Origin of the sequence: [Mycobacterium] fortunisiensis, from assembly GCF_019050325.1 — a bacterium.
GTDB lineage: Bacteria > Actinomycetota > Actinomycetes > Mycobacteriales > Mycobacteriaceae > Mycobacterium > Mycobacterium fortunisiensis.
The window spans coordinates 497,084-523,547 of the sequence record NZ_VOMB01000016.1 but is presented as its reverse complement, the minus strand read 5'-3'; the positions used below and the strand labels follow the sequence as shown (position 1 = coordinate 523,547).

The following is a 26,464-nucleotide window of genomic DNA, read 5'->3' as shown; positions in this document are numbered from 1 at the left end:
TCGCGACGGGCGACGATCTCGCTCGTGGCGCGCGGATGTAGCGCAGTTGGTAGCGCATCACCTTGCCAAGGTGAGGGTCGCGGGTTCGAATCCCGTCATCCGCTCGAAGGTGCGATTGTGGCATCAACCCCAGCGGTGGAGTGGCCGAGTGGTGAGGCAACGGCCTGCAAAGCCGTGCACACGGGTTCGATTCCCGTCTCCACCTCCAAAAAATTTCTACCAGCGCGATTAGCTCAGCGGGAGAGCGCTTCCCTGACACGGAAGAGGTCACTGGTTCAATCCCAGTATCGCGCACCAGTATTACCGCAGGTCAGAACCACTTTCAGGGGATCTGATCAGGGCCCATGCCCAATACGTGCCCAACGGGATTTGGCAGCTCGGATCGACGATCGTCGAACTGAGAGGGTTAGCCATGACCACCACCGACATCATCACCGTGCCGCTGCCGACCGGGGCCGATCCCGAGCATTCCGACGACTGGCAGCCCGCAACACCCACCGCCTATCGCTGCGTGTGGACCCCATCCGCACCGGTTGCTGACACCGACGTTCGCGGAGTAGTCGTGCAGTGGGGCGACGGCACGATCGCGACCGAGGGAGCCGACGCACCGCTGGTCTACATCGACTCGTCGCACTACCAGCCCGCCGAGGCCCGCAAGATCGCTGAAGCGATCCTCCAGGTGGCCGACCAGGTCGAGCAGTGGGCCGGCCGGCCCGCCAGTGCCGGCACCAGTCGCCTACGCCTGCCTCGTGAGGAACGGACCGAGGTTGTCTCGTCGCTGCGGGAATCGGGGCTGAGCCTCCGCGCCATCGAGGCGGCTACCGGCATCAGTCGAAAGACGGTCATCAAGGACTTGGCCGCTGCTGATCAGGTGGTGGAAAGTGCACCACCTGTTGAGCCGGAACCCGTTGCGACCGAGTCTGATCCGATTCATGTGGACGAGCAAGAGTTGCCGCCGCTGCCTGAGCCGAGCGCCCCGCAGCTCCTCGACGACGCCACCAGCAAGATCGACACGTTGCGCGTCGAGGTCAACACGATGTTGCGCGGCCTGCCCGAAGACAGTCCCCTGATGGCGGCTGTCGACGTCGTGACCGCACTCGGCTACCTCAAGCTGGCCGTCGTCGCGCTCGACAAGGCCGCCGACCAGCTCGACCCGCGACTCGTGGACGGCGCCGCCAACAACATTGTGATGGGCGCCGAGGACATCTCGGACGCGATTGAAACGTACGCCTACGGCGTGCCCGAAGAAGACGACGACACCATCGGGGCAGACGCTCTTCCCGCCCAGAGCGGCGGGAAGGGCCTGCGATGACCGCGAAGAAGAAGGCCTCTGCCGGCGAGTCGTTCACCGAACCGCATCCAGCACTCGACCACCGCTGCCCGTTCTGCAACGCCGGACCCGGATGGCCATGCCGCACCAGCTCAGGCAAAGAGACCGGACCCCACACGCGCCGCGTGATGATCGTCGACGACTGGCTGCGTTGGCGGCGCACCCCAGCCGATAATCGTTGCCGTGCACTCTGCTGTAAATGCGGGCAGCTACGCACCGTTGCATGGGGCTACTGGAGACGCGACGACGATAACCGCTCCTGCGAAGACGGCCGGCACCCCAACGGCTGGCGACTGACGAGAACCCTCAAATGCACTGTCTGCAAACAACTGACGCGGCACGCGGTACTGCGCGATGCTCAGTGGGAGCGGCCAGTCCGTGATCACGCCGAGCAGGAGGACTACCGCCAGTGGCGGGAGCGCAGAACCGCGCCCCATGAGACCTCCGCATTGGAGACATCCTCCACTGATGAACTCGACAAGCTGCACAACCGCATCCACATGGTGCTGGATGCGTTGCCGCCCGAAACGTGGACACATGGTGAAACTGCAGCACTTCTCGCTCTCCTCAATGCGCTCGCTGCAGCCCGCGGCATCGACGTCAAATTCAACGACACCGAATAGCCGCCAGTCGTTCCTCTCCACGACAACGAATCGCCCCGACACTTCGGTGTTCGGGGCGATTCCCATTCTCGCGCAACTGCGTCACGATCATCGTGACGGTTCGCTTGCTGGCACTACGAACGGCGCATTGCAGTCATGCCGCTGAGTCACATTCAGGAAATCAACGACAAACGCCAACTCCCCACCGGGCCAATCGTCCGCGCCGACCTCCTCATGCCGCTCCGCGAACCAGCACCAACACGCCTGAACCTCCCCATCGAAACGCACACACTTCGGCCACGACGACGAATCAACCAGCCGATGCGCCGCCCCGTCCTGCACCACCGGCCGCCGACGCCTCACGACGCAGCCCCAGTGATCCCATACACCGGCCCCCCGCGCCGGCCACGCCTCGGCTGGTCGTCATCATCGTCCAGCTCATCGGATTCAGCTCCGACCGGGATTCCCAATTGTGCGATTAATCGCGAAAAAATGGCCCTCTGCTGCCGCAATTCGACCAATGCGGGATGCGCTCGGCGGCCCTGCGGAGACTCATCGAGCACCCCGTCCGCGTCAACGATCGCCTGCAGTGCATCACAAGCGTCAGCGGTCCTACACACCTGCAGAAGCAACGCCAATTCATGCTCTGCCAGCACAAACTCACCCACGGTGGACCGCCACAGCCGGCGCCCGGCAGCCTTCAATCCGCGCGGCACGGGGTGCTCGTCGTCAGCCATCAGAACCTTTCCTTCAGCGAATCGAACGGACGAAATAGGTCGATTTTTTTCGGGGGTGGCTCCCTCTCGTCACGCCTATGCCCTGAGTTGCGGGGCGAGGTCGGGTCTGGTCCACCCCCCACCCCCTTTGACCTGCGGGTTCGCCGCGTGGCCGGTGGGGCGGTGCTGCGGGGGCCTCTGAGCTCCGGTCGTGATGGCTGCGGTTTGGGGGCGTGGTGGTCATGGGCGGCCTTGGTATTGCAGGGCGTTGCGGCGTTGGACTTTGAGGAGCTGGTCGCCGACTTCGTCGGGGTTGATGCCGTTGATGCCGCCGTTGATGGTGATGTTGTTGTTGGCGGCGGGGTGGAGGTCGTCGGGGTTGGGTGCGGGCAGGTTCGCTCGGGCTGGCTCGGGTGCTGTGGGGCCTACGGGTTGGTCGCCGGGCTGGTGTGCTTGTTCCGCTGTGGTCGTCGCGGCCGGCGCAACACCCATCTGTGGCATGAATGCGGTGGGGTCGGTGGACAGCCAGCGGGGCGCCCCGAATGGGGTGAGTTGTTCGATGAGAGCGTCGGTGCCGATGCCGGCCAGTTGGAAGCCGTAGGAGACTCCGCGTTTGGCGGCGTTGGCGCCCATGCCGATGGCGAACGCGGCGGCGGGTCCGGCGGCTTGCCCACCGGCGCCGAACGACCCTGCGGTGGCCGCGGCAGAAGCAGCGGTGGCGGCAGCGGATGCTGCCTGGTCGATGAGACCGTTGATGGCTTCTGCGCCCATGTTGAGCAGTCCGGATGCGAAGCTGGTGCCTGCCACGCTCGCGTTCCCCCCGCCGGCGGGAATGTAGCCTTCGGTGCGGCCCGAATCGGTTGCGGTAGCACCCGATCCTGGGGTGACGGGTTGCCCGTCGGGTCCGAGCGGGCCGGGCGCTGCACCGGCGGTCAGGCCATGTGCCTGCATCCCGTTGGCTTGCAGGGCGCCCATGTCGCCCGAGTTGGGGGGTTCGTAGTACCACTGCTGGGAGAAGTCGTTGGCGCCCTTGGCGTCACCGCCGTACATGGAGCCGGCGCCGCCGGCGTTCTCGGCGTTCACACCGTTGGGGAGGGTGACGGCCATGTGGCCGTTGGTGCCGCTGCCGCCGTTGGTGCCGATGTTCAACGCGCCCGGCTTGTAGCCCTTCTTGAATCCCAGCTTCTCGAAATCGGAGTCGGTGGTGAAGTAGCGCCCGGGGGGTAGTCCGGCCATGCGGGCATACACCTGGGAGGCGAGCATGGAGCAGTCGAACGCGCCGTACTGGTAGGGCTTGCCGGCCTGGTTGTAGGCGTAGTCGATGGCGCCGACCGCTCCGCCGTTTTCGTAGCCGGGGATGCGGCCGGCCAGCGCGTCGGCGCGCAACGCGTACATGGCGGCCTGGCCGCCGACAGCATCGACTTCCTTGTCGGTCCAGACGTGTTCGCCTGGGGCGCCGAACATCAGGACGGAGTCTTTGCCCTTGGGTCCGGTCCCGGTGATGGGTCCGCCGGCGTTGTGGTGCGGGGTTTTGCGGGGGTCGTAGGGGATGTACCCGGGTGGGCTCAGCAGGCCGCCGGTGGGGTCGACGGCGGGGGCGCGGCCGTGGGGTCCGTTGCCGCCGCCGGGTACGCGTGACTGCCACTGGTCGGCTGTCCCGACCGGTTCGACGGGGTTGCCGTTGTCGTCCAGGGCCGGGATCTTGCCGCCCCATTTCGGATCTCGAATATCCACCGGCATTTGACCGTTGGGCAGCGGTATCCCGTTGTTGGGGTCCAGCGGATTCTCTTTGCCGACGAGGTACGCCAGCCAGGCGGGGACGGCGACCCTGGCCAGGGCGGCGGAGATGCCTGCGGCGCCGGTGCCCGCCGCGGCAGGCAGTGACACCTTCAGCAGTGAGGTGATGGTGTTGAGGCTGGTTATCAGGCTGGAGACACCGGTGATGGTTTTCCACGCCACAAAGGCGACGGCGACACCCTCGATGAGTCCGGGGTGCTGCTTGAGGAATCCGGCGACATTACCCAGGGCGCCGGCGAGGTCGCGGGCGACGTCGACACCGGTGTCGAAATACTGCTTGATGTCGTCCTGGTGGGCCAGGACCCAGGCGCCCATCTCGTTGAGTTTGTCGGTGATGCGCTGCACCGCAGCGGCGGCGTCGGAGCCTTCTTTGGCGGGGTCCATGCCGAGGATCGGTGCGAGGAAGTTGGCGCCGAGGCGGGCGATGGAGGCTTTCATGTTTTCGATGGAGCCTTCGAGGCTTTCACCCATCGTCGTTGCGGCGCCGCCGATGTGGGTTTCGACGGCGGTCTGGAAGTCGGCGGCTGACACTTTGCCGTCTTCGACCATTTTCCGCAGGGCTTCGCCGGTGACGCCGTACTGCTCTTGCAGCCACGTGAAGATCGGTAGGCCGCGGTCGGCGAGCTGCTGCAGGTCATCGGTGTAGGCCTTGCCGTTGGTCTGCACCTTGTTGAAGATCGACCCCATATCGTCCAGGGAGGTGCCGGCGACGGCGGCAGCGTCGGCGGTGGTGGACAGGTACTTGGTGAGTTCTTTGCCGGGTTTGACGCCGGCGGCGACAGCAGAAGCTGCGGTGTTGGCGGCTTTGTCCAGTGAGAACGCGGTGCCTTTCACAGAGTCGGTGGCCGACTGCATGATCGTGTTGACGTCCTCGGCAGAGTTGCCGAGAGCCTTGAGTTTGAAGCGGGCGTTGTCGATGTTCTTGAGGCGCTCGAACCCTGATGTGAGGGCGTAGGTCAGAGCGCCGACTGCAGCAGTTGCGCCGGCCGCGGCGACACCGATGCCAGCCTTGATGCCGATGCCGATTCCCTTGCCGATGGGGCGGCCGATGGCTTCGCCGATTCTCTCCCCTCGGATGGAGGACTTCAGGGCGCGTTCGTACTCGGCGGCTGCCTCGGCGCCGGCGCGGCCTGCGGTGTTCTTCGTGCTGGATAGGCCAGAGGACAGGTTGGCGCTGATCTTCTTCGATGAACGGCCAGAGGCTTTCTCGGCGTCGGCGAAGGCCCGGTTGATGTCCTTGGAGAGCTGGGCCGTGGATGCGGTGAGGCTCACGTACGCCGTGGCCAGTTCGATGCCGCTAGGCATGGTGGGATCCTTCCATCGAGGCCTCTACGGCGCCCACCATTACCGAGTCGAGGAATTCATCGACGCTGTGCGGGCCGTCGATCTGTGCGGACAGGTCGACGATCATCCGGCAGGCGACAGCGACGAGCATTGAGGGCGGGAATTGGCTGGCTTCAACGATCTGGGCTGCGAACTCGAAATCCACGGGGTCGTCACCGCGGCCGATGGTGCGGCACACGGCGACGACATCGCGGACGATCCTGGGGGCAATGCCTTCGGTCATTGGTTCAGCTCCAATGTGGCGGGTAGGTCGGATCTCGGTAGCGGTTCGGGTCTTACACGGCCGCTTCGGTGCGGTAAGGGTTGGGCTGCGGCGCGTCCTCGACGAGTTGGCCGCCGACGGTGGAGTAGTTGCGTTGCCGCGCACGTTGGGCCGCGTCGAATGCGGCTTCGCACCAGCCGCGCAGACGTTCGCGGGCTTCGTCGACCGTGCGGAGTTGGGCAACGCCGTAGAGCCGGAACCAGGCGGAGTGGCGTCCGGGGCCGTTGGCCCTCCAGTAGCCGACTGCGGTGGTGAGGTCGATCTGATCGGTGGTGCAGTACAGGATTCGGCCGGATATCGCGTCGAGGCCGTCAAGCCGGGTGCCGGACGAACGGTGCGTGATGACCCGTGCTGCACCGGCGTGGGTGAACAAGTCGGCCACACCGGCGATGCGGTCCAACGCTGAGACGTGCGTGGGGATCGACTGCCACAACGCCAATGTTTCGGCGTCCGCGGTAGCCAGGAAAGCCTCCGGGTCGACGGTGGTGATGTTGTCGATGCCTTCGGCGATGGCGCGGATGCCGTCGATGTGGGCGTTGAAGGCGGGCCGCAAGGAGTTGACGATTTCATCGGCGCCGCCGCCGCGGAGCTCACGGGCGAAGCGGTCCATCACGGCGCGTTCGGCGGCGAGCCTGGTCTGCTGCGCGGTGGCGGCCTGTGCGGCCTGGGCGCCCGCTTTGGTGAACGCGGAGGTGATCTTGGCGGCGGTGACCTTGCCGTCTGCGGCGGCGTCGGCCAGGCCGGTGAGCGGATCGTCAGCGGGGTTGGTGTCGGCGCGGTGGATCTCGTTGGCAGCATCGAGCAGCGCGGTCAACACGTCGGGCAGTTGGGCGCCGGCCGCGGTGACGACACGGTTGAGGATGCGGGCGTCTGATCGAGTGAAACGCGACATTGGGGTCCTGTTCGTTGTCGGGAGGGTTATCGCCACTGGGGGGGGGGGGTAGGCGTCCTTGCCTTCGTCGTGGACTTCCTGGATGAGGGCGGCGAGGTCATCGGGGGGCAGGTCGGTCAAGTACCGCTTGATCGCCTCGCGGAGAACCGGGTCTGTCGGGGTGGTCATGATGCTCTCCCTTGGGCGTATTCGGTGACGACGGTGCGGCTGTAGGTCCATCTGCCTGCGACCCGGTGGCCGTCGAGGTCGGCGGTCAGCCGGCGGGCGTGGCGGGGGCTGCAGCCCAGGATTTCGGCTGCCTGCTCGGTGCTGATCAGGTCGTCGGGATCCTGATCTGATTGTGTTGCGGCAGCGTCGGTTTCATGTCCTCTACAGGACACGTAGCGGAGGAGGTCGCGCACCCGCTCGGGGATCGGGGCACCGAGGCGTTGCCTGTTGAGCATCACCTCAGCCACCACGTCACGGATCAGTCGGGCCTGACTATCAGTGATCTCCATCAGTGCCCCGCTTCATCATGCGGGCCACGCAGCTCGCTCACGCGCCCGTTCCATGCCTTGGTTCGGGCCTCGGCGAGCATCACCCGCACGTCGTAGTTGGATGCGTGCGTTTCGAGTTCATCGACCATTTGGGGGACGATGTGGCCGGCGATGGTATCCAGGGCGGCCATGCACACCAGGAACAGCAATCCCGTGTCGCCCCTCAGTTCGGTGAAGTAGCGGGTTTTCACCTCCTCGAGGCGGTCCTGGTCTTCGCCGCAGTCGAGCATGTCGAACGCCAGCCGTGCGCCGAACAGTTCCTTGCCGGTGATGCTCGGCAGCATGAGTGCGTCACCGGTGCGTTGCCCGTCTGAGTTGTAGGTGGGCAGAGCGGATATCAGGGTGTTCCAGGGTTCCTCGATGAGTGACCAACCGCGGGCTTCGTCAGCTTCTGATCTGGCCTTGGCGAGACGTTCGGGTTGATCGGCTCGGGCCTGTTCGAGGTGGGCGAGGTAGGCGCGGGCCTGGTCGGCGACGGAATCGAGTTCGTCGAGGCTCATGCGCTTGGGGTCGGTGGTCATTTGGTGCTCCTGGTTTGAGGGGTGAGATGGAATGCGCCGGGGCGGCGGGGGCAGGTGACTTGTTCGGAGGTTTCCGGGTACCAGTGCGAGGTGCGGCAGATTGGGCAGACCGCGAGTACGAGGCGCCGGCCGTCGCGCAGGGTGCGGCGGCGGGTGATCTTCGCGGGCTTCATGATGGTTGACCTTTGCTGTTGAGGATGGCTTTGACTCGATCTGTCATCCCGGTGGTTCGATCGGTGATCCCACCAGGTACCGAAACCCCCGAATTGCCCGAATTGGCTGGTGGGCGGTCATCCGGCTGACCTGTGGTTTCGGGACTTTCGGCGATTTCGGGGGTTTTCGGCTCATAGGTTCCGCGCACCCGTTTGGCGATGTAGTCCCGGTCAAACAACTCCCGGAGCAGATCCCCGGCGGCCTTCCCGGTGATGTCGAGATGTTCGGCGAGGTCGGAAGGCGTGGTTTGGCTGCGTCCGTTGACGAACGCAAGAGCGTCGGCGGACCGGTCGCCGAGTCGCGCCTTGCCGGCTTGCTCCCGTCTGGAGTTCACAGTGGCGGCCGCGTCGAGGATGTCCATGCCGTCCAGCGACCACAGGCCGCCCTCGGTACGAACTCCGTATTCGTTCTCCTCAATGTCGCGTCCAGTGACCGACAAGATGCCCTCATCGCTCTTGCGCTTGCGCGACAGGACAATCACGGAATCAGCCGCGCCAGCGATGCCCTGCGTACCGCTCACGGTGTCGAGGAAGTCGTCAGCGCCTTGCTTTCGGGTGTGGTGCACGGCCACCAGCGCGGCGCCCGGTACCGCGTCAATGAGCGTCTTGATGGTTCCCGCGAATCCGTAGTCCTCTTGGTACTGATTGGCATTGGACGCTGTCTGTCGCCTCGCTTTACCCAAGGTGTCCAGAATGACCATCGGCGCCGAGTCATCGTGGCGCTGGAGCCATTCGGCGATGGTTGCAAGGAGTACCAGTGGGTTGACATCGGTCAGGACATCCAGCCTGGCGGGGAGAGGCTGCCCTCGCATGATCTTGCGGAGTCGGGATTGCAGTCGCCGCGGACTGTCCTCCAGCGACAGGAGAAGTACGTGACGCGCCTTGACGGATATGCCGGCGAGGACTCGACCACCGCTGGCAGCTCCACATGCGATGTCGCCGACGAGCCAGCTTTTACCGACTTTGGGTGGACCGACAAGCAGCGTGAAGCCTTCCACAATGAGACCGGGGACGTGCTCGGTGAGCTCGGGAAATGTCATTTGATCGAGGTCGGCGGCATTGAGTAGCCCGGACAACAAGGTCTGAACTTCTTCTCCGTGTCCAGGAGGCGGTACATCGGCGTAGGGGTCAACGAGTGCGGTCACGAGACCACCCGCTTCGCCCACGAGGGTTGGAAACCGTGAGCCGCGCCATTTGAGGGTGAGTTCGGCTCACTTTCAACGGCGCGGCCGGGGATGTCGGTCTGTTCGACAACCCGCTTCGCCCACGGATTGGCCGAACGGAAGTCGGCGAGTTGCTGCATCTCTCGCGCCACCTGGGACCAATCCGCCCCGCCGGCAACAGCCTTCGCCGCCTCCGCTCGGGCCTCCTGATTGCATTCCAGCCGCAACGCCCAATGCCGCGCCGCATCAAGCGCAGCCGCCCACTTCCGGCGATCACCATCGGGCAGGGCGGCCCATTCCGGTGTGCCGATCATCGGATACGGGCCGGCCGTATCGAGGTACGGCGCTACCCATCCGTGGACGGAGAACCAGGACACCGATTGCGCGTGAACGTGTGTGTTCATCGGTCACCGGCCTTGCTGCGGCACACCGGCCCCAGGTGTAGCGCCACCGAAGGCGCCGACACCAGCCAATGCCCACATGCACTGCAGCGGGTGGCGAGTTTGAAGCCGCGGGCCTCAGCCTCGGCGATCACCTGGGCGTCGAGCCGGTCGTCTACGTCGGGGGCGGCGTACCCGTCCTGTCGGCGATGGCCTGTAGACTTGGCTGCATTGGTGGTGTTTCGAGAGGGCCGGTCCTGTGGCGGGGCCGGCCTTTTTCGTTGAGTTGTCATTAGGCCGCACCGCCGAACGGCTGCATAGCCTCATCGACCTCGTTGAGGTCAACGCGCACAAGGCGTTTACCGCTTCGGTAGCCAGTGAGTCGACCGTCTGCGATCATCTGACGGATCGTGCGGTCTGTAACGCCGAGGTATTCGGCGGCTTCCTGCATGGTCCCGTAGCGGCGCGCACGCCGCTCAGCCCTGTTCGGGCCCTTGGGTTCTGACGTAAGGGATTCGTGGATGACGCGAGCCATTTCCGACCTTTCAGCATCGAGAAAGATGCCGTACGGCCGGTATCCCGGAGACGGTGCTAGCGCTACGTGTAACGCTGCGGATAGTTTAGCGGTTCAACTGCGTCAGGATGAGATTTAACACGCCAAGCGGAAGAACATGCGCCCGGCACGTCTGCGTCGATGCGCCGGGACGCACGTCTGGGTGTCGCTCACCCCGGATTCCCGGGTCTGGAATTTCAACAGTCAGCAGAGTCTGCCCAGACAGGCGATCGGCTACCAATGCCAGAGACTCTGCCCGAATACGGGCCTGCTTGGGGCAGCGCGGGCAATTGATAGTCCAACTGAGGTGACCGTCTGCCCATTGCGTTTCGGTCAGCCTCGCGTCGTTGAATCTCGATTGTGCAATGAGTTCTTGAACACCCATCGGTGCGGGATCGCCCTCTCCCCCGACATGCACTTTCGCGCCTTTGCCGCGGGGCGATGACAGCTCGCAGGTTCCCCCGGGCCGGTTGTCGGCGAGATACGCGATCGGATCGCCTGCGCAACAGACGACGACATATTTGGTCACGCCATTCCCCCATTCTCGGCGATCTTCGACAGGAGCGCAGCGATCTGCTTATCCCGGCCCTGGGCCGCGTGCTGGTAGCGCATCGCGGCCTGTGGTGTCGAGTGCCCAAGGCGGGCCATCAGTTCGGCGAGGCTGGCACCGGTCGCGGCAGCGAGCACCGCACCTGAGTGCCGCAGATCGTGCCAACGCAGATCCTTACGTCCGGCAGCTTCTCGCGCTTTGTACCAGTGCCGATACAGCGTTGAAGGCTGTATATGGTCGCCCTGCTCATTCGGGAACAGCAGCGAATCACGCCTACTGCCCACGTACTTCGCGAGATGGTCCTCGATCTGGGGAATGATGTGCGGCGGGATCGCCACATCGCGGATCCCGGCGTCGCTCTTAGGTGTCGTCACGTCGAACGTGCCGCCGTTGGTGCGTACCGCTGCGCGGCGAATGCGGATCACTTCGTCGCTGAGGTCGATGTCTGACCGGCGCAGCTCGACAGTCTCCCCGAACCTCAGAGCGCACCAGGACGCCAGTGTGACCATGAGACGTAGGCGGTCTGGCATCTCCTGGGTGACGGTTGCCAGTTCCTCAATGCTCGCGGGCCGAATCTTGTGGACGCGTTTCGCTCGGCCGGCTCCGGTGATCCTGCACGGGTTGGCGTCGATCAGCTCATCGGTGACGGCGCTGCCCATTATGGTGCGCAGAAGACTGTAGGCGTGGCTGCGCATCGTGGGTTTGTCGATCAATGTTGCCGCGTACCAGTCGCGTACGTCTTTCGGCTTGATCGCCGCGACCTGTCGGTTGCCGAACGTCGGTAGTAGGTGGTCGTCGAGGATGGTCGCGTAGTGCTCGCGGGTGCGCGCTTTGATCGGCCTACCGGCAACCTGTCGGCCGGCGAGCCAGCCCGCAGCGTAAGTCCCGAATGTGACGGGGTCGGGACGGTCGTCGTCACCGGCGTCCCATACTTCGCGGTCGATGTCGCGGCGCTTAGCGACGATGTATGCCTCGGCGTCGATGCGTGCGGCGAACGTCGAGGGTGCGGTGTGCCTGATTCCATCTGGGCCGGTGTAGCGAACCTGAAACCGGCCGGATGGAAGCTTGCGGATCGTTGCGAACGAGCGCTTGTCTCGCTTCGTGCCCAATGGTGTCGTGCCCAATCCGGCCCGGCGATGGGCCATTGTCAGTATCGGTTTCCGTGCCCAATACGTGCCCATCGAGCTTATCTCAAGTTCCGCTTGCCTCCGCTTGGTTCACACGATACTGTGCGATGTGTCGCCAGTTCAGAGCCTTTCTGTACAGGTCAGACGCACGATCGACGAAACCGATTCCGCCTACTTCAATCCCAGTATCGCGCACCACCATAGCCCCTGCTCAGGGGCTATTTTTTTGCCCACGCCCGGGATATTGGGGCCGTCGAGACACTTACGCGGCGGATTACTGCCAATAGTGGCTGCAAACCGCCACATAGAGCGTGTCTGATCAACGTGAATCGCGTTGCGCCCGAAGCTCTTCACGCCGGGGGCGGCGTGCCCGGCGGAGCGGGCGCCGGTGGCACGTCTCCGGCCAACGGGCTGGGGTCGGGAACGATCGGCGGGGGCGCCGGTTGCGCGGGCGGCGCAGGCAGCGGTGGCCCGAGCGGCAACGGTGGTGGCAGTTGGCCGGCAGGTGGCGGCGCCGCGACCGCAGCCGGATCGGCGACCGGGCTCCCCGGTGGGACGTCTCCCAGCCGGGCGGCGTGAACCGGCACCGTGATCACCGCGCCCTGCAGCCCGCACTCATTGGACTGGATGGTGGTGGTCTGAACACCGGCCAACCCGCCATCAGGCTGCGACGTCAACGCCAACGCGGTACTCATCGCCTGAGCCTGCCCGACGATGGGCGCCTCGCAGGGCAGCGAGCCTGGCGCCGGATCCCCCTGCCACGCATCGTCGACGAAGCGGAACACGGCCGTCATGCCGCCGCCGTCGAGATACGCAACGGCGGGGTTGGCGTCATCCATGCGTGTCGACGTGGCAACACATCCCGAGGGAGTGCAGGTCGAGCGGAATGTCCACCAGTAGCTTGCGATGTCGTTGCCCGCCGCGGGCCACGGGTTGCCGTTGAGTGCGGCGTGCGGGTTGTCGTAGTCGAGCCGGTAGAGGCCGTCGAAGACCGGACCGCTGGGCGCCGGGGTGATCGTCACGTCTGGTGAAGGCACCACGGCTGCACTCGGCTGCTCAGCGACCACGGTGTCAGGGGATGGCCAAAGCTGCCACATTCCGACACCGGCAACGACGCCAACCGCCCCGAGCGCCGCCAAGGGCACCCACGTGGCGGGCATCCCGAACTCGGGTACCGGCGTGGCCGGCAACGGCGTCAAAGCCGGTGTGGGCATCGGGGTTTCATCGGCCAGCGCGTGCGCGAAAGCACCGCAGCTGACGAATCGGTCCGCCGGGTTCTTGGCGAGCGCTTTGGCCAGCACCGGGTCGAGGTCGGCCAGGTCGGGCCGGGTTTGGGCCAACGACGGCGGCTTCGAGTTGATGTGACGGCTGACCTCCACAGCGGGATTGGCGTGCGCGAACAGCTGCCTCCCGGTCAACAGGTGGTAGGCGGTGCAGGCCAGGGCGTACTGGTCGGCGCGGCCGTCGACGTCCTCCCCCACCAATTGCTCAGGTGCGGCATAGCCGGTAGGGCGGCTGCTGTCGCCGAGCGGGCGAGCCGTACCGAGGTCGACGAGCACGGCCCGCGGCCCCGCGTCCCCCTCGACGTCGGCGAGGATGACGTTGGCCGGCTTGACATCGCCATGCACCACACCGTGCTTGTGCGCGTAGTCGAGCGCTCCGGCGATCGCGGTGACGATGCCGACCACCTGTTCTCGTGGCAGACCCTCGGGGTAGCGCTGATCGACGAGACCGGCGAGGTCGAAGCCGTCGACGCAGTCCCTCGATATCCAGAGCTGACCGTGATGCTCCCCGTGACCACGGACCCTGGCGATATTGGGATGCCACAATGCGGCGGCCAGATCCGCCTCGCGGCCGAAGCGTTCCCGGTACTGCGGGTCGTCGGACCAATCCGCCGGCAACACCCTCAGCGCCTCACGTCCGGAGCGCCGGGGATGCGCAGCGAGGTACACCTCCCCCGGCCCGCCTGAGCCCAGCAGTCGAACGATCCGGAACACGGCGAACGTCGCACCGACGTTGAGCGGCATCCAGGAATCCTACGAACTGCGCTGCGACGTGCGCCGCCGGCATCGGACAGTTTGCTGGCCGGCGCCGCTTGCGTTGGCACACAATGCAAGTCAGGCCGGGGGATTTGTGTCTGCGGGCCCCGGTGATCTAGTGTTCTGCCTCGCGACGGGCGACGATCTCGCTCGTGGCGCGCGGATGTAGCGCAGTTGGTAGCGCATCACCTTGCCAAGGTGAGGGTCGCGGGTTCGAATCCCGTCATCCGCTCTGAAGGTCAGACCGAGGTCACCGCGGCGCCACCCGCGTCGATGTGCACGTAGTCGAAAGCATCCTCGATGGCCGCGATCTCGGCGCCGCTGAAACCCTGATCGTGGGCGGTGGCCACGATGGCGTCACGTCCGTCGGAAAACTTCGCACCGTCGTTGAGCACGGTCATCGAGACGTAGTACAGCGCGGCCCACTGCTCGTCGGTGACCTCCGCGGTCCGGCTGTCCGTCATCATCCGGTACGCGGCGTGGCTGAAAATGGTGCTGTTGTAATGCTCGCCGCCCTCGTCCTCCTCGCCGGTGTACCGGCTGTTGTAGTCGGTGCGGTAGCCGGGAATCGCTCCCGGGTTGGCCAGGCTGCGGATCGCACCTGCGCTGGAATCCTCGCCGATCAGCCATCGGCCCGCGTCGTCGCGCTCCTTGCCCTCGATGAGCACCCCCATGATGTCGGCATAGGCCTCGTTGAGGGCGCCGGGCTCCCCGTAGTCGAGGACGCCGCCCTGGTGTTCCAACACGGCATGGGTGTACTCGTGACCGACGATGTCGAGCGCGGCCGCGAAGTCGCCGGTGTCGCCGAACGCGAACTGCTGAGTGGCCGAATCCCAGAACGCATTCTTGTAGCCGCCGGTGTAGTCGGCCGCCGTTTCGTGCGGGTTGTAGTGGGTGCTGAGCACGATCGGGGCGCCATCGTCGTCGAAGGACGTCACGCCGAGCGTGGTGTTGTAGTAGTCGTAGACGGCGGCCATGTTGGCATGCGCCGAGACCGCCGACGCATCCCAGCCGAAGAGCCCACGGAACACCGGGATGCCGGGAGTCTGCGGTGGGCCGAGGAAAAAGAGCAGGTAGGTCGTCTGGTAGGTCGAGATCTCACGCTCGACGTCGTTGAGGCTGTCCAGGTTGAAGATCACCAGCGACAGTCGGGTGATGTCGATGTCACGGCTGTTGCCCAGCACATCGGCCGCCGTGGTGACTGCCGCCGACCCGATGGTCAGCGGCTGGGCATTCGAGGTGGTCCGCGTCACCCCACCGGCATCGGCGCCACCGGCCGAGATGTAGTACGTCGAACCGGGATTCAGCGTCGACGCACCGGTGATGTCCGAGGCGGGCGGCACGATCGAAACTTTCCACACCAGTTGCGGCCCGGCTGCGTCGTCGGTGGCATCGATCAGCAACTCGGGTCGCACCACGCCGGCGGCGATCAGCGGCGCCACCACGAGGCCGTGCAGGGGCGAATTCGACGTACCGGTATATGCGGCCAGAGCCGTTGCAGCAGCCTCGATTTCGGTGTCGACACGGCGACTGGCAGTGGTGTTCACCGCGTCGGCGCGGGCGTCGTAGTAGTTGTACAGACCGGTGACATTGCCGGCCGAGTCGGTCACCAGCACGACGTCACTGCCGACCACATCGATGCCGTCGACGCGGTGGTGCACGCGATAGATGGTCCGGGAGTAGCCACCGGCCGTGTCGACCTGCTGCACGGTGATGTCGTCGGGGTCGGCGAATCCGGCTGGGGCGCCGATCAATCCGGCCATGCTGTTCACCACCCGGGCCGCGCCATCGGTGTCCTCGACCGTGGCATCGGTGAATGTTCCGCCCACGATGCGCAGGGTGCCGTCGTCGTTCACGCTGGCCGTGACGCCGTCGCGGCCGGTCATCTCCGCGAGCGAGGTGCCCGCGCCGCTCGGCGGTGCGGCGCCGATGACGGTGGCCGGCTCAGCGGTTCGGGCCCGCTGATATCCGGCCTCACGCAGGGCCACCCACATCGACGCGACGACGTCGCTGACCGGAACCGCGGGCGACGGTATGCCGGTCGGCGCCAGACCGAGTCGCGACTCCAGGGTGCGAATGGCGCGGCGAATCACCGCCTGCGCGGGCGCGGGTTCGCGCACCGACCGCACCACCGGATGCACGGCTGGGACCGGTTCGACGGTCGGCACAGCCGGTTGCAGGATCGGGGTCGTCTGCGCCGCCGGTTCAACGTCGGGGGTGCTGGGCACGGACCGGGTCACGGTCTCGGATCTGGCCGCGGTCAGCGTCGGCCGAGGCGCGGATGTGGTGGCGCGGGCGGGCTTTTTCTTGGTGGTGTGCTCCTCCGGCGAGGTCGCCTCGGATGTGCTCACGCGGGTGTGCCGCGACGCGACGACGCCCTCCTCGGCCGAACGGCGCACCCGGACCGGCCGGTTACGCACCCGCGACACGGCGTCGGTGTCGGTGGCGGTGGCCCGGGTGTCGTCGCGGTGTCGACGGTGCCGCGAATCCGGATGCGCGTCGGCTCCGGTGGTCGCGGTCGCGCCGTCGGCATGCGTCCGGGCTCCAGCGGTCTCCGAGGGAGCCGCCGATGCGATCGCCGAACCGGTACTCAGGGCGGCGCCGACGCCGGCGGCCACCGCGCCGACGCGCAGCCAGTGCACCACCGGATGTGTGCGGTGACGACGATGCCGAGCCATGTGGACCCCCGGTTCCTACCTGTTGGCCGGAGCTCGAATGTCCCGTGCCTCATGCCGTGCAGCAGGAAATTATCAGCTACGTCAGTGTTTGCCCAGGTGTTACGGCGAACCCGTCGTGTCGCGCATGGTGCGGACTCCCAGGTTCGGATTCTGTGTGGGGCGTTAGAGTCGGGCGTGCCCAGGATCAGTGCCTCATCGGTCGAAGAACACCGCGAGCTGGTCCAACAGCGCATTTTCGAGGCTTTCGCCACGTTGATGGTCGACCACAGCTTCGACGCCATCACGATGGCCAAACTCGCCGCCGAGGCCGGCATCGGGCGGACCGCGATCTATCACCACTTCCCGGACAAGGAATCGGTGGTGATCGCCTTTGCCTCACATGAGACGACCCGCTACCTCGACGGGCTGCGGGCGGCCCTGTCCGAAGTCGATGATCCGGTGGCACGCCTGCGGGTCTACATCCGCCACCAGCTCGAAGCCGGCCAGGAATTCCACATGGGGATGGGCATGCAGCTCTACGGGTCGGTGTCGACCGAGACGATGCTGGCCATCCGTGACCACGTGCTGGCGGTCGAGGATGTCCTGCGCGAAATCCTGACCGCCGGAGTGGCTGCCGGACAGTTCGTCATCGAGGACGAACCCGCCACGATGTCGCTGCTGCACGCCTGCCTCAACCCCCGCCACCTGCCCGTGGCGACCATCGAGCGGTTCGTGTTGCGAGCATTGGGGGCCACGCCGCAGGCGTGACGGGACGTAACCTCCCGAACCCGTCGGCACCGTGTTAGGTTTCAGACAGGTTGTCAGGATCATGCTGACAACCTGTCAAAGTTGAGGCCTACCAATTGGAGCCGAGTATGCCGTCAAGCGCCGTCGCGCCCGAGTCCGTCCGTTCGCTTTCCGCGGCGATGCGTCAGGATTCGAGTGACCAACACGACGCGGCAGAGCAGTCCTCGTTTGTCACCGAGCTGCTCAATGGACGGGTCAACGAGCAGGGCTACATCGACTACCTGTTGCGCCTGCGGGAGATCTACCGGGCCCTGGAGGACGCCGTCCGCAAGCACCAGAACGATCCCCTGGTCAGTGCGGTGTACGACCCGGCGCTGGAGCGGCTCGATGCCATCGACGCCGATCTGGCCCACTGGGCGCCGGGTGCCGATCTCGAGGTCGACTCCGCGGCGGTGCGTGCGTATTGCGCGCGTTTCGCCGACGCGGCGTGGGGCGGCGCATTGGTGGCCCACCACTACACCCGCTACCTCGGCGATCTTTCCGGCGGACAGGCCATCGGGCGCATTTTGGACCGCACGTTCGACATGAACGGCGAGGGCCTGGCGTTCTACAAATTCCCGATGCGGGCCAAGCCGTACAAGGACGCATACCGCGCCGCCCTCGACGGGCTTGACCTCGACGACAGCGAGATAAATCGGGTGGTCGACGAGGTGAAACTGGCCTTCAGTCTCAACCAGAACCTGTTCCACGAGCTGGCCCAGAACCTTCCGGCCTACCAGCGCTGATCACCCGGCCCTGACCGGGCGTCGAGCCGAGGCGCCTTACACAGACACCATCAGTTGAGTTACGCTACCGAAAATTCGCCAAACTTTGGTTAGGCAAACCTTTCAACCAGGAGCAAAGTCGATGATTCTCCCCATCGCCACCCCCCTGGCCAACGGCACGGGGTCATCCGTACCGGCCTTCTCGACGAGGAATCCGCTGTGACCGCCCCGGTGTGGATGGCGGTGCCGCCCGAGGTGCACTCGACCCTGCTCAGCAGCGGCCCCGGGGCCGGTCCGCTGCTGGCCGCCGCCGGGGCCTGGAGCTCACTGAGCGCCGAGTACTCCTCGGCAGCGGCTGAATTGAGCGCACTGATGGGCGCGGTGCAGGTCGAGGCGTGGGAGGGGCCCAGCGCCGACCGCTACACCGCCGCCCATGTTCCCTACCTGGCCTGGCTGAACGAAGCGAGCGCGAGCAGCGCCGCCGCGGCTGCCCAGGTGGAGACCGCGGCGGCGTCATACACCGCAGCCCTGGCCGCCATGCCGACGCTGGCCGAACTGGCCGCCAACCGCACCACGCTCGGCGTTCTCGTCGCCACCAACTTCTTCGGCTTGAACACCATCCCGATTGCGGTCAACGAGGCCGATTACATGCGGATGTGGATCCAGGCCGCCGGCACGATGACGGTCTACCAGGCCTCCTCCGAGGTGGCCGTGGCATCCGCGCCACCGGCCGTGACAGCACCGCTGCTGCTTCTCCCGGGCGTCGGGGAAGCCGGTTCGGCGTCGGCCACGGTGATGCAGGCCGCCGCCGAGACGGAAGCGGCCAATACCGCCTCGTCACTCAGCTTGAGCGACTTGATCAGTTCGTACCAGGAGTTCGTCGAGTGGATCGAAGCAAACGATCCGATCGGGAACTGGCTGGCCGGGGAGTCTGAGCATTTCTACGGGATGTACGACCAGCTCAGGGAATTCATTCTCGAGCCCTGGCGAATTCCGCAGGTGCTCGGCGAGATTCTCGCCGATCCCTCATTGTTGTTCAGCACCTATATGAACGTGTTCTTCCTCGGCGCCTATGCGGCGGTGTTCGCCCTCATGGGAACGCCGCTGTACGCCGCTGCGGCCGGAGCCGGCGGCGGCTTCGGGCTGCTCGGCCTGACCGGGCTCGCCGGGCTCGCGCCCAATTACGACATACCGGTCGAGGAACCCGCTCCCGCCGCCCCAGCACCCGCCGAACACCCCGCCATCGCTCTCGCTCCCGGCTCCCCGGCACCCACGGTGGCCGCGGGAGCCCCGGCCGCGCCCGCACCGTCGGCCGCACCCGCGCCGCCCGCACCTGCTCCCGCTCCGATCCCGACCGGAGCCGAGACCGGCATCTATGCGGTCGCCGGCGGTGGCCCCGGCGTCGGCTTTGGCCCGACGATGCGCCACAGCGCCACCGCGGCGGCCTCGGATTCCATCGGGGCGTCCGCCGCGTCCGCGGCGACCGCAGCGGCTGTCAACCGCCGGCGCGCACAGGCCCGCAAACGCCGCGGCGGCACCGCCAAAGATCGCGGCTACCGCTACGAGTTCATGACGGCCGACGGCGATGTCGGTAGCCCTGCGCCCGAAGAGCCGGCCCGTACGAGCGCGTCGAGCAGTGCCGCCGGAGATCTCGGGTTCACCGGCACCACACCGAAATCCGGTATCGCCAACCCGGCCGGGCTGACCACCCTGACCGATGACACCTTCGGTCCCGGCACGACCACTCCGATGATGCCGGGCAGTTGGCAGGCCGATCCCGACGGGCCTGCACCGACCTGACGCGAAGGCGGTCTCTGACCGATCCCTGTTGCCGCGGTGAGTAATTCGTGAGAATCGCCGTGGTCGACCTGCCGTTCCCGGCGATCGGCCCGACGGGCCGGCGATACTGGTGACTCCGACAGACAGGAGCACCCACATGGTCGCGGACGGCGCGCCGCAGGCGCACTCGCGGGAATATTCACTCCCGCGGTTCTCCACCGTGGAAAAGCACGGTCGGATTACCGTGCCGGTCTCCGAACCCTCCGAAACGCTGCGGCTTTTCGCAGTGCTCAGCTTCGTCTTGTGGATGGTGGTCACCGTCTGGGCCGCGTTCTGTTTCCATGCGCTGAGCCATCCGCCGCCACCGCCACCATGGCAGTTCATGGCCATGCTGCTGGCCACGTTCGCGCCCGCGATCGTCACCGATATTCTCGCCGACGAGGCTCGCCGCACCTTCGGTCAGCACCGCACCGGCACTCAGATTGCGCTCCTGACGGCGCTGGCCGGAGTGGCCTTCGGACTACTGGAGGCCGCACTCTGGTTGCGGGGAACCACCGGCGGCATCCTCGCCCTGCTAAGCATCGGCTGCACTGCCGTGGCGGCGATCGCCACCGGCGCTGCCTGGCGCGGAATCCGCTACACCCGCGCCCGCCAGGACCGACTGGCGGCGCTGCGCCGGCACGGTGTCCGGTCCCCCGGCGAGCTGCGCAACGTGAACTTCCTGGACCGCTGGACCGCGGACGACCCGCAGTTCAGCGTCACCGTCGCCTTCGAGAGCCCCACCGGGCGCCGGGCGGTGACCGCTAACATGATCGCCCACCATTCCCGGGTTCCGTTGCCGGGGGCAGCCGTCGTCGTCTTCAGTGCACCGCGCGACGCGAGCGACGACGTCCTGATCGAGCTCGACCCAGATCGCCCGGCACGGCTCGACCGCGACCCCAGCCGCCGGTACCGCAAGCCGACCGGTAGTTAGCCCTCGTGCTTGGCGAGCTCCCGCAACACCAGATCGGTGGCGTCCCAATCCATGCACTTGTCGGTGACCGACTGCCCGTAGGTGAGCGGACGCGCCTCGGGTGACTGGGCGCCGGCCACCAGGAAGCTTTCCAGCATCACCCCACTGATCGGCAACCCGTCACGCACCAGCTGGGCCACCTCGCCGGCCACCGCGGCCTGACGGACATGGTCCTTGCCGGAATTGGCGTGACTGCAGTCGATCACGACCCGACCGGGAAGTCCCGCGCCGGCCAGTTTTGCCGCCGCCTCGGTCACCGCGTCGGCGCCGTAGTTCGGGCCGTCGGTGCCGCCGCGCAGGATCACGTGGCAATCCTCGTTACCCGCGGTGCTCACCACCGCGCCACGTCCCAGATCGTCCATACCGAAGAAAACATGTTCGGCGGCAGCGGCTTTCACTCCGTCGACGGCGACCTGAATGTTGCCGTCGGTACCGTTCTTGAACCCCACCGGCATCGACAAACCCGACGCCAGCTGCCGGTGCACCTGCGACTCGGTGGTCCGCGCGCCGATCGCACCCCAGGCCACCGCATCGGCGATGTACTGCGGGCTGGTGGGCTCCAGGAACTCACACCCGACCGGCAGGCCGATGTCGATGATGTCGAGCAGCAGCTGACGGGCCACGCGCAAGCCGCGGGTCACGTCGAAAGTGCCGTCCATGCCCGGATCGTTGATCAGGCCCTTCCAGCCGATCGTGGTGCGCGGCTTCTCGAAGTACACCCGCATCACGATCTTCAGTTGGTCCTTGAGCTCGTCGGCCAGCTTCACCAGCCGCGTCGCGTACTCCAGGGCGGCCGCCGGATCATGCACCGAACAGGGTCCGACCACAACCAGCAACCGGTCGTCGTGGCCGGCAAGGATGTCCGCGATCTCCTCGCGGTCGCGGGCCACCCGCGCGGCGCGGCGCTGCCCCAACGGGAATTCGGTGAGCACATCGTGCGGGCTGGGTATCGCGCTGAAACTGCGGACGCGCCGGTCCGATGTGGCGGGGGCGTCGGCGATCTGCGCCAGATTCATTTCTCAGGTGCCTTCCTGGTGGTGGGCACCTGAAAAAGTCCGGCGCCCTGTAATGACGAAAGGCAGCGACCGATGGTCACTGCCTGGGCTCCGGGTGGATGCGTGCTTAGTGCTGCGCTTTATCGGCTCCGCCCGGAGCCTCGATAAAGCGCCAATAGCCGGCACACACACCGATAGTCACGTCGGCCAGGCTACACCACCGCCGCCGCGATACTCCAACCGGCCGTTCACAAGCGGCCCTTGTGACCGCGATCTACCATCCTGGGCATGCCGCTGAGCACCCGGATGCCCGAGCTGGCAGCGTTCGAAGTGCTGCTGGCCATCGCGCGCACCGGCAGCCTGGGCGCCGCCGGGCGTGAGCTGGGTCTCACTCAGCAGGCGGTGTCCTCGCGGCTGGCGGCCATCGAATCCCAGACCGGGGTACGGCTGGTGCAGCGCAGCCCCCGGGGGTCGCGGCTGACCGCGGCCGGCGCCGTCGTCGCCGAATGGGCCGGCCAGTTGCTCGACGTCGCGCACCGGGTCGATGCCGGCCTGGCCGCGATGCGCAGCGAGAGCCGCAGCCGCGTCACCGTCGCGGCCAGCCTGACCATCGCAGAGCAACTGATGCCAAGATGGCTCGTCTCGCTGCAGGCCGAGGCCGCCCGCCGGGACGCCGCCGCACCCCAGGTCATCCTCACCTCAGCCAACAGCGACCAGGTGATCGCCGCGGTGCTCGACGGATCCGCCGACCTCGGCTTCATCGAAAGCCCCGGCACGCCACGCGGACTGCACAGTCGGACGATCGCCCACGATGAACTGGTCACCGTGGTACCTCCGGATCACAAGTGGGCCCACCGATCCACTCCGATCAGCCCCGCCGAGCTCAACAAGATAGCGTTGGTGTCACGCGAGACCGGCTCGGGCACAAGGGAATCCCTCAGCGCCGCGCTGCGCGCCGCAGTGGGTCCGTCGAGCCCCCAGTCCGAGCCGGCCATCGAATTGTCCTCGGCGGCCGCGATGCGCGCCGCGGTTCTCGCCGGCGCCGGGCCGGCCGTGATGAGCCGGCTGGCCGTCGACGACGATCTCACCCTCGGCCGCTTACATGAGGTGCCCGTCGCCGGACTGGACCTGCGGCGCGAACTGCGTGCCATCTGGTCAGGCGGTCGCACCCCGCCGGCCGGGGCGGTCCGCGATCTCCTCGCCCATATCGCCGCGCATCAACGTCGGGCGTGAGTGCCACCGGGTTCAGCCGCGCAGGAGAGGGCGCATCCGGCGGATGGTGTTGGCGGCCACGGTCGCCCAGGCCCCGAGCAGCAGCACGTACAACGCCACCGCAAGCCAGGAGACGACCACCGCGCCGGTGGCCGCCGCCAACGCGGACGCACCCGTGACGCAGGTCCCCACCGGGAAGGTGAAACTCCACCAGGTCAGGCTGAACGACAATCCGCGCCGCGCCGCGTGCACCGTCAGCGCCGCTGCGAGGCAGAACACGAACGCCCCGAAACCGCCCATCACCAAGCCGTAGACGATGCCGAATGCGTGCAACGCCGAGAGCATGGCCGCATCTGAGGAGACTGAACCGGCATGCGCGGCCAGCAGATTCGCCGCCGTGATCGACTGCCCCACGACACCCAGCACGATCCACACCGTCGGAATCGCCTGCACCTCACTGAAACCGCCGTGCATGAGCCGTGAATACACCATCGTCGTGGTGATCAGGCCGGCCAGCAGGCTCAGTCCGAACATGGCGTAGCAGGCCACCAGCAGCGTCATTCCCGCCTGCCCGGGGCCGAGATGCGCCAGGAGCAGTGCTCCGGTGGAGGCCGACACCATCGGCGAAACCACCGGCATCATCCAGGCCGGCACCACCGCCACGTCACGGCGATCCGCCCGGGTGATCATCGCGAACGGCAGCCACACGCTGACAACCAGGCCCAGAGCCGTTCCGGCGGTCCACAGCGCCACGTCCAGCGTCACGGCCACGCTCGGGCCGAGGACGCCGCGCCCGAGCATCATCGCACCCGCGCCGACGGTGAGCAGCGCCATCGCCGGAGCGCCGTAGAACTGGCCCATCACGTGGTGCGCCGCATAGGCTTTCGCCTGATCACGGTACCGAATCCAGTGGGTGGCAAACGCTGCCGACAGCACCACCAGCGTGGCACCGGCGAGAATCCATACCAGCACCGCGAATTCGTGCAGGCCCGGCAGCTGTAGTGGCAGCGTGGCGGCGGCCGTCGCGACGATGCCGGTACCCATCACCGAGGCGAACCAGTTCGGCGTGATGTGCCGGAAGACCGAGCCGACGAACACCGCACCGGCACTGTCCGATTCGTCCAACCATCCGGTGTGGAACGGCCGCTGCGCCGTATAGGCGGCTGTGTAGGTGGTCACCACACCCATGGTGGTGACCGGCACCGGCCATCGGTAGCTGCCGCAGGATTGTGGCCTCACAAGTGGTAGTTGTGAGGCAGTCGGATGGGCTCAGACGTAGCGATTCCGGCCGGCCAGTGCGCCCGCCACCATCTGCACCAGGTAGACCACCAGCACCATGACCCACGGGGCGGTCCAGCTGCCGGTCATGTCGTGCAGCAGTCCGAACAGGAACGGACCGACCCCGGCCAGCAGGTAACCGAATCCCTGCACCATGCCGGACAGCCGTGCGGTGTCCTCGGCATCGCGGGCCCGCAGGGCAATCACGGTGAGCGCCAGCGAGAACACACTCATGCCGATCCCCACGAAGAAACTCCACACCAGCGGCGCCGCACCAGGATCCACGAGCAGACCGATCATGCCGATGATCCCGATCACGCCCAGTGCCACGATCCAGCCACTCTGGTTCTTCTGCTTGGCCGCCAGTGGCGGAATCGTCAGGCTGATCGGCACGGCCAGGATCGACACCAACCCCACCAGCAGACCGGCATCGGTCTTGCCGACCCCGCTGTCGATGAACACCTCGGGCAACCACCCCATGACGATGTAGGCCAAGAACGCCTGGCAGCCGAAGAACAGGGTGACCGTCCAGGCCAGCGGACTGCGCAGCAGCGACCGACCGGACCCGTCGGCCACCGATTCCCGCGTGCCGGCCTGACGGATTCCGCGCGCGCCGACGAGCCAGAACAACAGCGCCACGGCCGACACCACGGCCCAGGAACCGAGAGCACCACGCCAACCACCGAGCACGGATTCCAGCGGCGGCGTGATCGCCGACCCCAGCGCCCCACCACCTTGCAGCGCTGCGGTGTAGATACCCGTCATCAGCCCGATCTGCGCCGGGAACGAGCCCTTGATCACCACCGGGATGAGGACGTTGACCAGTGCGATACCGGCGGTGGCCACCAGTGTCCCGCCGATCACCACGTACGGACCGTCGAGCACCCGCAGGACCAGCCCGATGCTCAGCACCACCAGCGCCAGCGAGATGGCCCGGCCCAATCCGACCCGCCGCGCCAGCCACGGCGCGGCCAGACCCGCCGCGGCAAAGCACAGCCCCGGCAGAGTGGTCAGCGCACCGGCCCACACCGCCGAGGCGCCGAGCGATTCCCGCATCTCGCCGAGGACCGGTCCGATGCTGGTGATCGCCGGGCGCAAGTTCAGTGCGGTCAAGATGACCGCCACGACCAGCAGCGCGCCACCGGCCGCCATCGTCGCCGGGCGGACCTCTACGGCGCCGTCCAGCTCGAGCTCCAATTCGTGCTCGTAACTGTTCAGCGTTTTCCTGTCCGCGGTCCGACCCATCCGGCTAGGATGCCATACATCCCATGATTGGATGAAAGGATTATTGAGTGCCGCTCGCCACAACGCGACGCACGGGCCTGGTCGACCAGGTCATCGAGCAGCTGCGCACCCTGGTCACCTCCGGCGAATGGCCGGTCGACAGCCGGATTCCCACCGAGCCCGAGCTGGTCGAGGCACTGGGCGTGGGCCGCAACACCGTGCGCGAGGCGATCCGCGCACTGGCACACAACGGCATCTTCGAAGTCCGGCAGGGCGACGGCACCTACGTCCGAGCCACCAGCGAGGTCTCGGCGGCGCTGCGCCGGCTGTGCGGGTCCGAGCTGCGCGACGTGCTCCAGGTGCGGCGCTGCCTCGAAGTAGAAGGCGCCCGGCTGGCCGCCACGGCGCGCACCGACGCGGATCTCGCCGAGCTGCGCGCCCTGCTGGCACACACCGACACCAGCGATCATGAGCAGTTCACCCGGTCCGACACCGAGTTCCACCTGGCCGTCGTGCGCGCTTCACACAACCCGATCCTGATCGAGCTCTACCGCGGCCTGCTCGAGGCGATCACCGCCAGCGTCGCGACCGCCAGCGCCGAGCCCGGCGGGATGTTCGGCCACGACGAACTGATCGAGGCGATTGCCGCCGGCGATGTGGAGCGCGCCGGACGCGAGGCAGCCGGTTTCCTCGACGAACTGCTCGCCCGGCCGGCACAGGACTGCTGAGGGTCGCCAACCCCACCAAGTCGCAAACAATATGTGCGCAACTG

The 26,464-nt window shown here is 66.7% G+C and carries 25 protein-coding genes and 4 tRNA genes; 12 read left to right on the top strand and 17 right to left on the bottom strand.

Going from position 1 to position 26,464, the window contains the following annotated elements; all coding sequences use genetic code 11:
- Nucleotides 1–31 precede the first annotated feature (31 nt).
- The 5 genes from FR943_RS12875 (at nucleotide 32) to FR943_RS12855 (ending at nucleotide 1,953) form a co-directional block, all read left to right on the top strand.
- A tRNA-Gly gene (locus FR943_RS12875) sits at nucleotides 32–104 on the top strand.
- Between the two features lie 30 nt (nucleotides 105–134).
- A tRNA-Cys gene (locus tag FR943_RS12870) sits at nucleotides 135–208 on the top strand.
- Between the two features lie 14 nt (nucleotides 209–222).
- Nucleotides 223–297: transfer RNA gene (locus tag FR943_RS12865), tRNA-Val, on the top strand.
- A gap of 115 nt (nucleotides 298–412) precedes the next feature.
- Nucleotides 413–1,312 (top strand): hypothetical protein, encoded by a 900-nt coding sequence (locus FR943_RS12860; RefSeq protein ID WP_217157572.1) that lies wholly within the window; start codon nucleotides 413–415, stop codon nucleotides 1,310–1,312.
- Nucleotides 1,309–1,953, top strand: coding sequence for a zinc finger domain-containing protein (locus tag FR943_RS12855; RefSeq protein WP_217157569.1), 645 nt, complete (start codon nucleotides 1,309–1,311; stop codon nucleotides 1,951–1,953). Before FR943_RS12860 ends, FR943_RS12855 begins: the two co-directional genes overlap by 4 nt.
- A 338-nt stretch (nucleotides 1,954–2,291) precedes the next feature.
- Here FR943_RS12855 and FR943_RS12850 read toward each other — a convergent pair whose 3' ends face one another.
- From FR943_RS12850 to FR943_RS26670, 13 genes are all read right to left on the bottom strand, one after another.
- Nucleotides 2,292–2,669 carry a terminase gene (locus FR943_RS12850; RefSeq protein WP_217157566.1) on the bottom strand — a complete coding sequence of 126 codons (378 nt, stop codon included), beginning with the start codon at nucleotides 2,667–2,669 and terminating at the stop codon, nucleotides 2,292–2,294.
- A gap of 219 nt (nucleotides 2,670–2,888) precedes the next feature.
- A complete protein-coding gene (locus tag FR943_RS12845; protein WP_217157564.1) occupies nucleotides 2,889–5,750 on the bottom strand; it encodes a tape measure protein in 2,862 nt (953 codons plus the stop codon).
- On the bottom strand, nucleotides 5,743–6,012 hold the full coding sequence (locus FR943_RS12840; RefSeq protein WP_217157561.1) for a hypothetical protein: 270 nt from the start codon (nucleotides 6,010–6,012) through the stop codon (nucleotides 5,743–5,745). The genes FR943_RS12845 and FR943_RS12840 overlap by 8 nt, the downstream gene beginning before the upstream one ends.
- Nucleotides 6,013–6,064: 52 nt before the next feature.
- Nucleotides 6,065–7,111: a hypothetical protein gene (locus FR943_RS12835; RefSeq protein ID WP_217157558.1), complete on the bottom strand. Its 1,047-nt coding sequence runs from the start codon at nucleotides 7,109–7,111 to the stop codon at nucleotides 6,065–6,067.
- Nucleotides 7,108–7,440 carry a helix-turn-helix domain-containing protein gene (locus FR943_RS12830; RefSeq protein ID WP_217157555.1) on the bottom strand — a complete coding sequence of 111 codons (333 nt, stop codon included), beginning with the start codon at nucleotides 7,438–7,440 and terminating at the stop codon, nucleotides 7,108–7,110. The genes FR943_RS12835 and FR943_RS12830 overlap by 4 nt, the downstream gene beginning before the upstream one ends.
- Entirely contained in the window at nucleotides 7,440–8,000 is a 561-nt protein-coding gene (locus tag FR943_RS12825; protein ID WP_217157552.1) for a hypothetical protein, read from the bottom strand. The genes FR943_RS12830 and FR943_RS12825 overlap by 1 nt, the downstream gene beginning before the upstream one ends.
- Before the next feature lie 169 nt (nucleotides 8,001–8,169).
- Nucleotides 8,170–9,357: an AAA family ATPase gene (locus FR943_RS12820; RefSeq protein ID WP_217157551.1), complete on the bottom strand. Its 1,188-nt coding sequence runs from the start codon at nucleotides 9,355–9,357 to the stop codon at nucleotides 8,170–8,172.
- Nucleotides 9,354–9,752 (bottom strand): DUF2742 domain-containing protein, encoded by a 399-nt coding sequence (locus FR943_RS12815; protein ID WP_308170536.1) that lies wholly within the window; start codon nucleotides 9,750–9,752, stop codon nucleotides 9,354–9,356. The genes FR943_RS12820 and FR943_RS12815 overlap by 4 nt, the downstream gene beginning before the upstream one ends.
- Nucleotides 9,753–9,775: 23 nt before the next feature.
- Nucleotides 9,776–10,048, bottom strand: a complete 273-nt coding sequence (locus FR943_RS26410) for a DUF6011 domain-containing protein (protein ID WP_246584974.1) — start codon at nucleotides 10,046–10,048, stop codon at nucleotides 9,776–9,778.
- Complete coding sequence (locus FR943_RS12810; RefSeq protein ID WP_217158218.1) at nucleotides 10,048–10,206, bottom strand: excisionase family DNA-binding protein; 159 nt, start codon at nucleotides 10,204–10,206, stop codon at nucleotides 10,048–10,050. Before FR943_RS12810 ends, FR943_RS26410 begins: the two co-directional genes overlap by 1 nt.
- A gap of 169 nt (nucleotides 10,207–10,375) precedes the next feature.
- The gene (locus FR943_RS12805; RefSeq protein ID WP_217157546.1) at nucleotides 10,376–10,837 is read right to left on the bottom strand and encodes a hypothetical protein; all 462 of its coding nucleotides are present in this window, start codon (nucleotides 10,835–10,837) and stop codon (nucleotides 10,376–10,378) included.
- Nucleotides 10,834–12,003 carry a tyrosine-type recombinase/integrase gene (locus tag FR943_RS12800; protein WP_217158217.1) on the bottom strand — a complete coding sequence of 390 codons (1,170 nt, stop codon included), beginning with the start codon at nucleotides 12,001–12,003 and terminating at the stop codon, nucleotides 10,834–10,836. Before FR943_RS12800 ends, FR943_RS12805 begins: the two co-directional genes overlap by 4 nt.
- Nucleotides 12,004–12,335: 332 nt before the next feature.
- Nucleotides 12,336–14,012 carry a serine/threonine-protein kinase gene (locus FR943_RS26670; RefSeq protein ID WP_217157544.1) on the bottom strand — a complete coding sequence of 559 codons (1,677 nt, stop codon included), beginning with the start codon at nucleotides 14,010–14,012 and terminating at the stop codon, nucleotides 12,336–12,338.
- Between the two features lie 171 nt (nucleotides 14,013–14,183).
- On the opposite strand from FR943_RS26670, the gene FR943_RS12790 reads away from it, so the two are divergent.
- Nucleotides 14,184–14,256 (top strand) — tRNA-Gly (locus tag FR943_RS12790).
- Between the two features lie 7 nt (nucleotides 14,257–14,263).
- Here the strand turns inward: FR943_RS12790 and FR943_RS12785 are convergent.
- On the bottom strand, nucleotides 14,264–16,702 hold the full coding sequence (locus FR943_RS12785; RefSeq protein ID WP_217157542.1) for a M4 family metallopeptidase: 2,439 nt from the start codon (nucleotides 16,700–16,702) through the stop codon (nucleotides 14,264–14,266).
- 174 nt (nucleotides 16,703–16,876) lie between these two features.
- Between FR943_RS12785 and FR943_RS12780 the strand changes: the two genes are divergently transcribed.
- The 4 genes from FR943_RS12780 (at nucleotide 16,877) to FR943_RS12765 (ending at nucleotide 20,944) form a co-directional block, all read left to right on the top strand.
- The gene (locus FR943_RS12780) at nucleotides 16,877–17,449 is read left to right on the top strand and encodes a TetR/AcrR family transcriptional regulator (RefSeq protein ID WP_217157540.1); all 573 of its coding nucleotides are present in this window, start codon (nucleotides 16,877–16,879) and stop codon (nucleotides 17,447–17,449) included.
- A 107-nt stretch (nucleotides 17,450–17,556) separates the two neighbouring features.
- Nucleotides 17,557–18,213: a biliverdin-producing heme oxygenase gene (locus FR943_RS12775; RefSeq protein ID WP_217157538.1), complete on the top strand. Its 657-nt coding sequence runs from the start codon at nucleotides 17,557–17,559 to the stop codon at nucleotides 18,211–18,213.
- A 198-nt stretch (nucleotides 18,214–18,411) separates the two neighbouring features.
- Nucleotides 18,412–19,992 (top strand): PPE family protein, encoded by a 1,581-nt coding sequence (locus FR943_RS12770; RefSeq protein WP_217157536.1) that lies wholly within the window; start codon nucleotides 18,412–18,414, stop codon nucleotides 19,990–19,992.
- A gap of 136 nt (nucleotides 19,993–20,128) precedes the next feature.
- The gene (locus tag FR943_RS12765; protein ID WP_217157534.1) at nucleotides 20,129–20,944 is read left to right on the top strand and encodes a hypothetical protein; all 816 of its coding nucleotides are present in this window, start codon (nucleotides 20,129–20,131) and stop codon (nucleotides 20,942–20,944) included.
- On the opposite strand, the gene FR943_RS12760 is transcribed toward FR943_RS12765, so the two are convergent.
- On the bottom strand, nucleotides 20,941–21,999 hold the full coding sequence (locus tag FR943_RS12760; RefSeq protein ID WP_217157532.1) for a 3-deoxy-7-phosphoheptulonate synthase: 1,059 nt from the start codon (nucleotides 21,997–21,999) through the stop codon (nucleotides 20,941–20,943). The genes FR943_RS12765 and FR943_RS12760 overlap by 4 nt on opposite strands.
- Nucleotides 22,000–22,266: 267 nt before the next feature.
- On the opposite strand from FR943_RS12760, the gene FR943_RS12755 reads away from it, so the two are divergent.
- Entirely contained in the window at nucleotides 22,267–23,211 is a 945-nt protein-coding gene (locus tag FR943_RS12755) for a LysR family transcriptional regulator (RefSeq protein WP_217157530.1), read from the top strand.
- 12 nt (nucleotides 23,212–23,223) lie between these two features.
- On the opposite strand, the gene FR943_RS12750 is transcribed toward FR943_RS12755, so the two are convergent.
- Nucleotides 23,224–24,378: a TDT family transporter gene (locus FR943_RS12750; protein WP_217158216.1), complete on the bottom strand. Its 1,155-nt coding sequence runs from the start codon at nucleotides 24,376–24,378 to the stop codon at nucleotides 23,224–23,226.
- An 81-nt stretch (nucleotides 24,379–24,459) separates the two neighbouring features.
- Complete coding sequence (locus FR943_RS12745; RefSeq protein ID WP_217157528.1) at nucleotides 24,460–25,713, bottom strand: CynX/NimT family MFS transporter; 1,254 nt, start codon at nucleotides 25,711–25,713, stop codon at nucleotides 24,460–24,462.
- A 47-nt stretch (nucleotides 25,714–25,760) separates the two neighbouring features.
- Here FR943_RS12745 and FR943_RS12740 point away from each other — a divergent pair, with 47 nt between their 5' ends.
- Nucleotides 25,761–26,420, top strand: coding sequence for a FadR/GntR family transcriptional regulator (locus FR943_RS12740; RefSeq protein ID WP_217157525.1), 660 nt, complete (start codon nucleotides 25,761–25,763; stop codon nucleotides 26,418–26,420).
- The last annotated feature ends 44 nt before the right edge of the window (nucleotides 26,421–26,464 follow it).

What these genes read in the sequence shown, in the direction of transcription:
- FR943_RS12750 (WP_217158216.1), bottom strand. Translation starts at nt 24,378, where the DNA reads ATGGGTGTGGTGACCACCTACACAGCCGCCTATACGGCGCAGCGGCCG.
- FR943_RS12785 (WP_217157542.1), bottom strand. Translation starts at nt 16,702, where the DNA reads ATGGCTCGGCATCGTCGTCACCGCACACATCCGGTGGTGCACTGGCTG.
- FR943_RS12855 (WP_217157569.1), top strand. Translation starts at nt 1,309, where the DNA reads ATGACCGCGAAGAAGAAGGCCTCTGCCGGCGAGTCGTTCACCGAACCG.
- FR943_RS12845 (WP_217157564.1), bottom strand. Translation starts at nt 5,750, where the DNA reads ATGCCTAGCGGCATCGAACTGGCCACGGCGTACGTGAGCCTCACCGCA.
- FR943_RS12800 (WP_217158217.1), bottom strand. Translation starts at nt 12,003, where the DNA reads ATGGCCCATCGCCGGGCCGGATTGGGCACGACACCATTGGGCACGAAG.
- FR943_RS12765 (WP_217157534.1), top strand. Translation starts at nt 20,129, where the DNA reads ATGGTCGCGGACGGCGCGCCGCAGGCGCACTCGCGGGAATATTCACTC.
- FR943_RS26410 (WP_246584974.1), bottom strand. Translation starts at nt 10,048, where the DNA reads ATGACAACTCAACGAAAAAGGCCGGCCCCGCCACAGGACCGGCCCTCT.
- FR943_RS12755 (WP_217157530.1), top strand. Translation starts at nt 22,267, where the DNA reads ATGCCGCTGAGCACCCGGATGCCCGAGCTGGCAGCGTTCGAAGTGCTG.
- FR943_RS26670 (WP_217157544.1), bottom strand. Translation starts at nt 14,012, where the DNA reads ATGCCGCTCAACGTCGGTGCGACGTTCGCCGTGTTCCGGATCGTTCGA.
- FR943_RS12775 (WP_217157538.1), top strand. Translation starts at nt 17,557, where the DNA reads ATGCCGTCAAGCGCCGTCGCGCCCGAGTCCGTCCGTTCGCTTTCCGCG.
- FR943_RS12825 (WP_217157552.1), bottom strand. Translation starts at nt 8,000, where the DNA reads ATGACCACCGACCCCAAGCGCATGAGCCTCGACGAACTCGATTCCGTC.
- FR943_RS12760 (WP_217157532.1), bottom strand. Translation starts at nt 21,999, where the DNA reads ATGAATCTGGCGCAGATCGCCGACGCCCCCGCCACATCGGACCGGCGC.
- FR943_RS12835 (WP_217157558.1), bottom strand. Translation starts at nt 7,111, where the DNA reads ATGACCACCCCGACAGACCCGGTTCTCCGCGAGGCGATCAAGCGGTAC.
- FR943_RS12830 (WP_217157555.1), bottom strand. Translation starts at nt 7,440, where the DNA reads ATGGAGATCACTGATAGTCAGGCCCGACTGATCCGTGACGTGGTGGCT.
- FR943_RS12840 (WP_217157561.1), bottom strand. Translation starts at nt 6,012, where the DNA reads ATGACCGAAGGCATTGCCCCCAGGATCGTCCGCGATGTCGTCGCCGTG.
- FR943_RS12850 (WP_217157566.1), bottom strand. Translation starts at nt 2,669, where the DNA reads ATGGCTGACGACGAGCACCCCGTGCCGCGCGGATTGAAGGCTGCCGGG.
- FR943_RS12810 (WP_217158218.1), bottom strand. Translation starts at nt 10,206, where the DNA reads ATGCAGGAAGCCGCCGAATACCTCGGCGTTACAGACCGCACGATCCGT.
- FR943_RS12860 (WP_217157572.1), top strand. Translation starts at nt 413, where the DNA reads ATGACCACCACCGACATCATCACCGTGCCGCTGCCGACCGGGGCCGAT.
- FR943_RS12745 (WP_217157528.1), bottom strand. Translation starts at nt 25,713, where the DNA reads ATGGGTCGGACCGCGGACAGGAAAACGCTGAACAGTTACGAGCACGAA.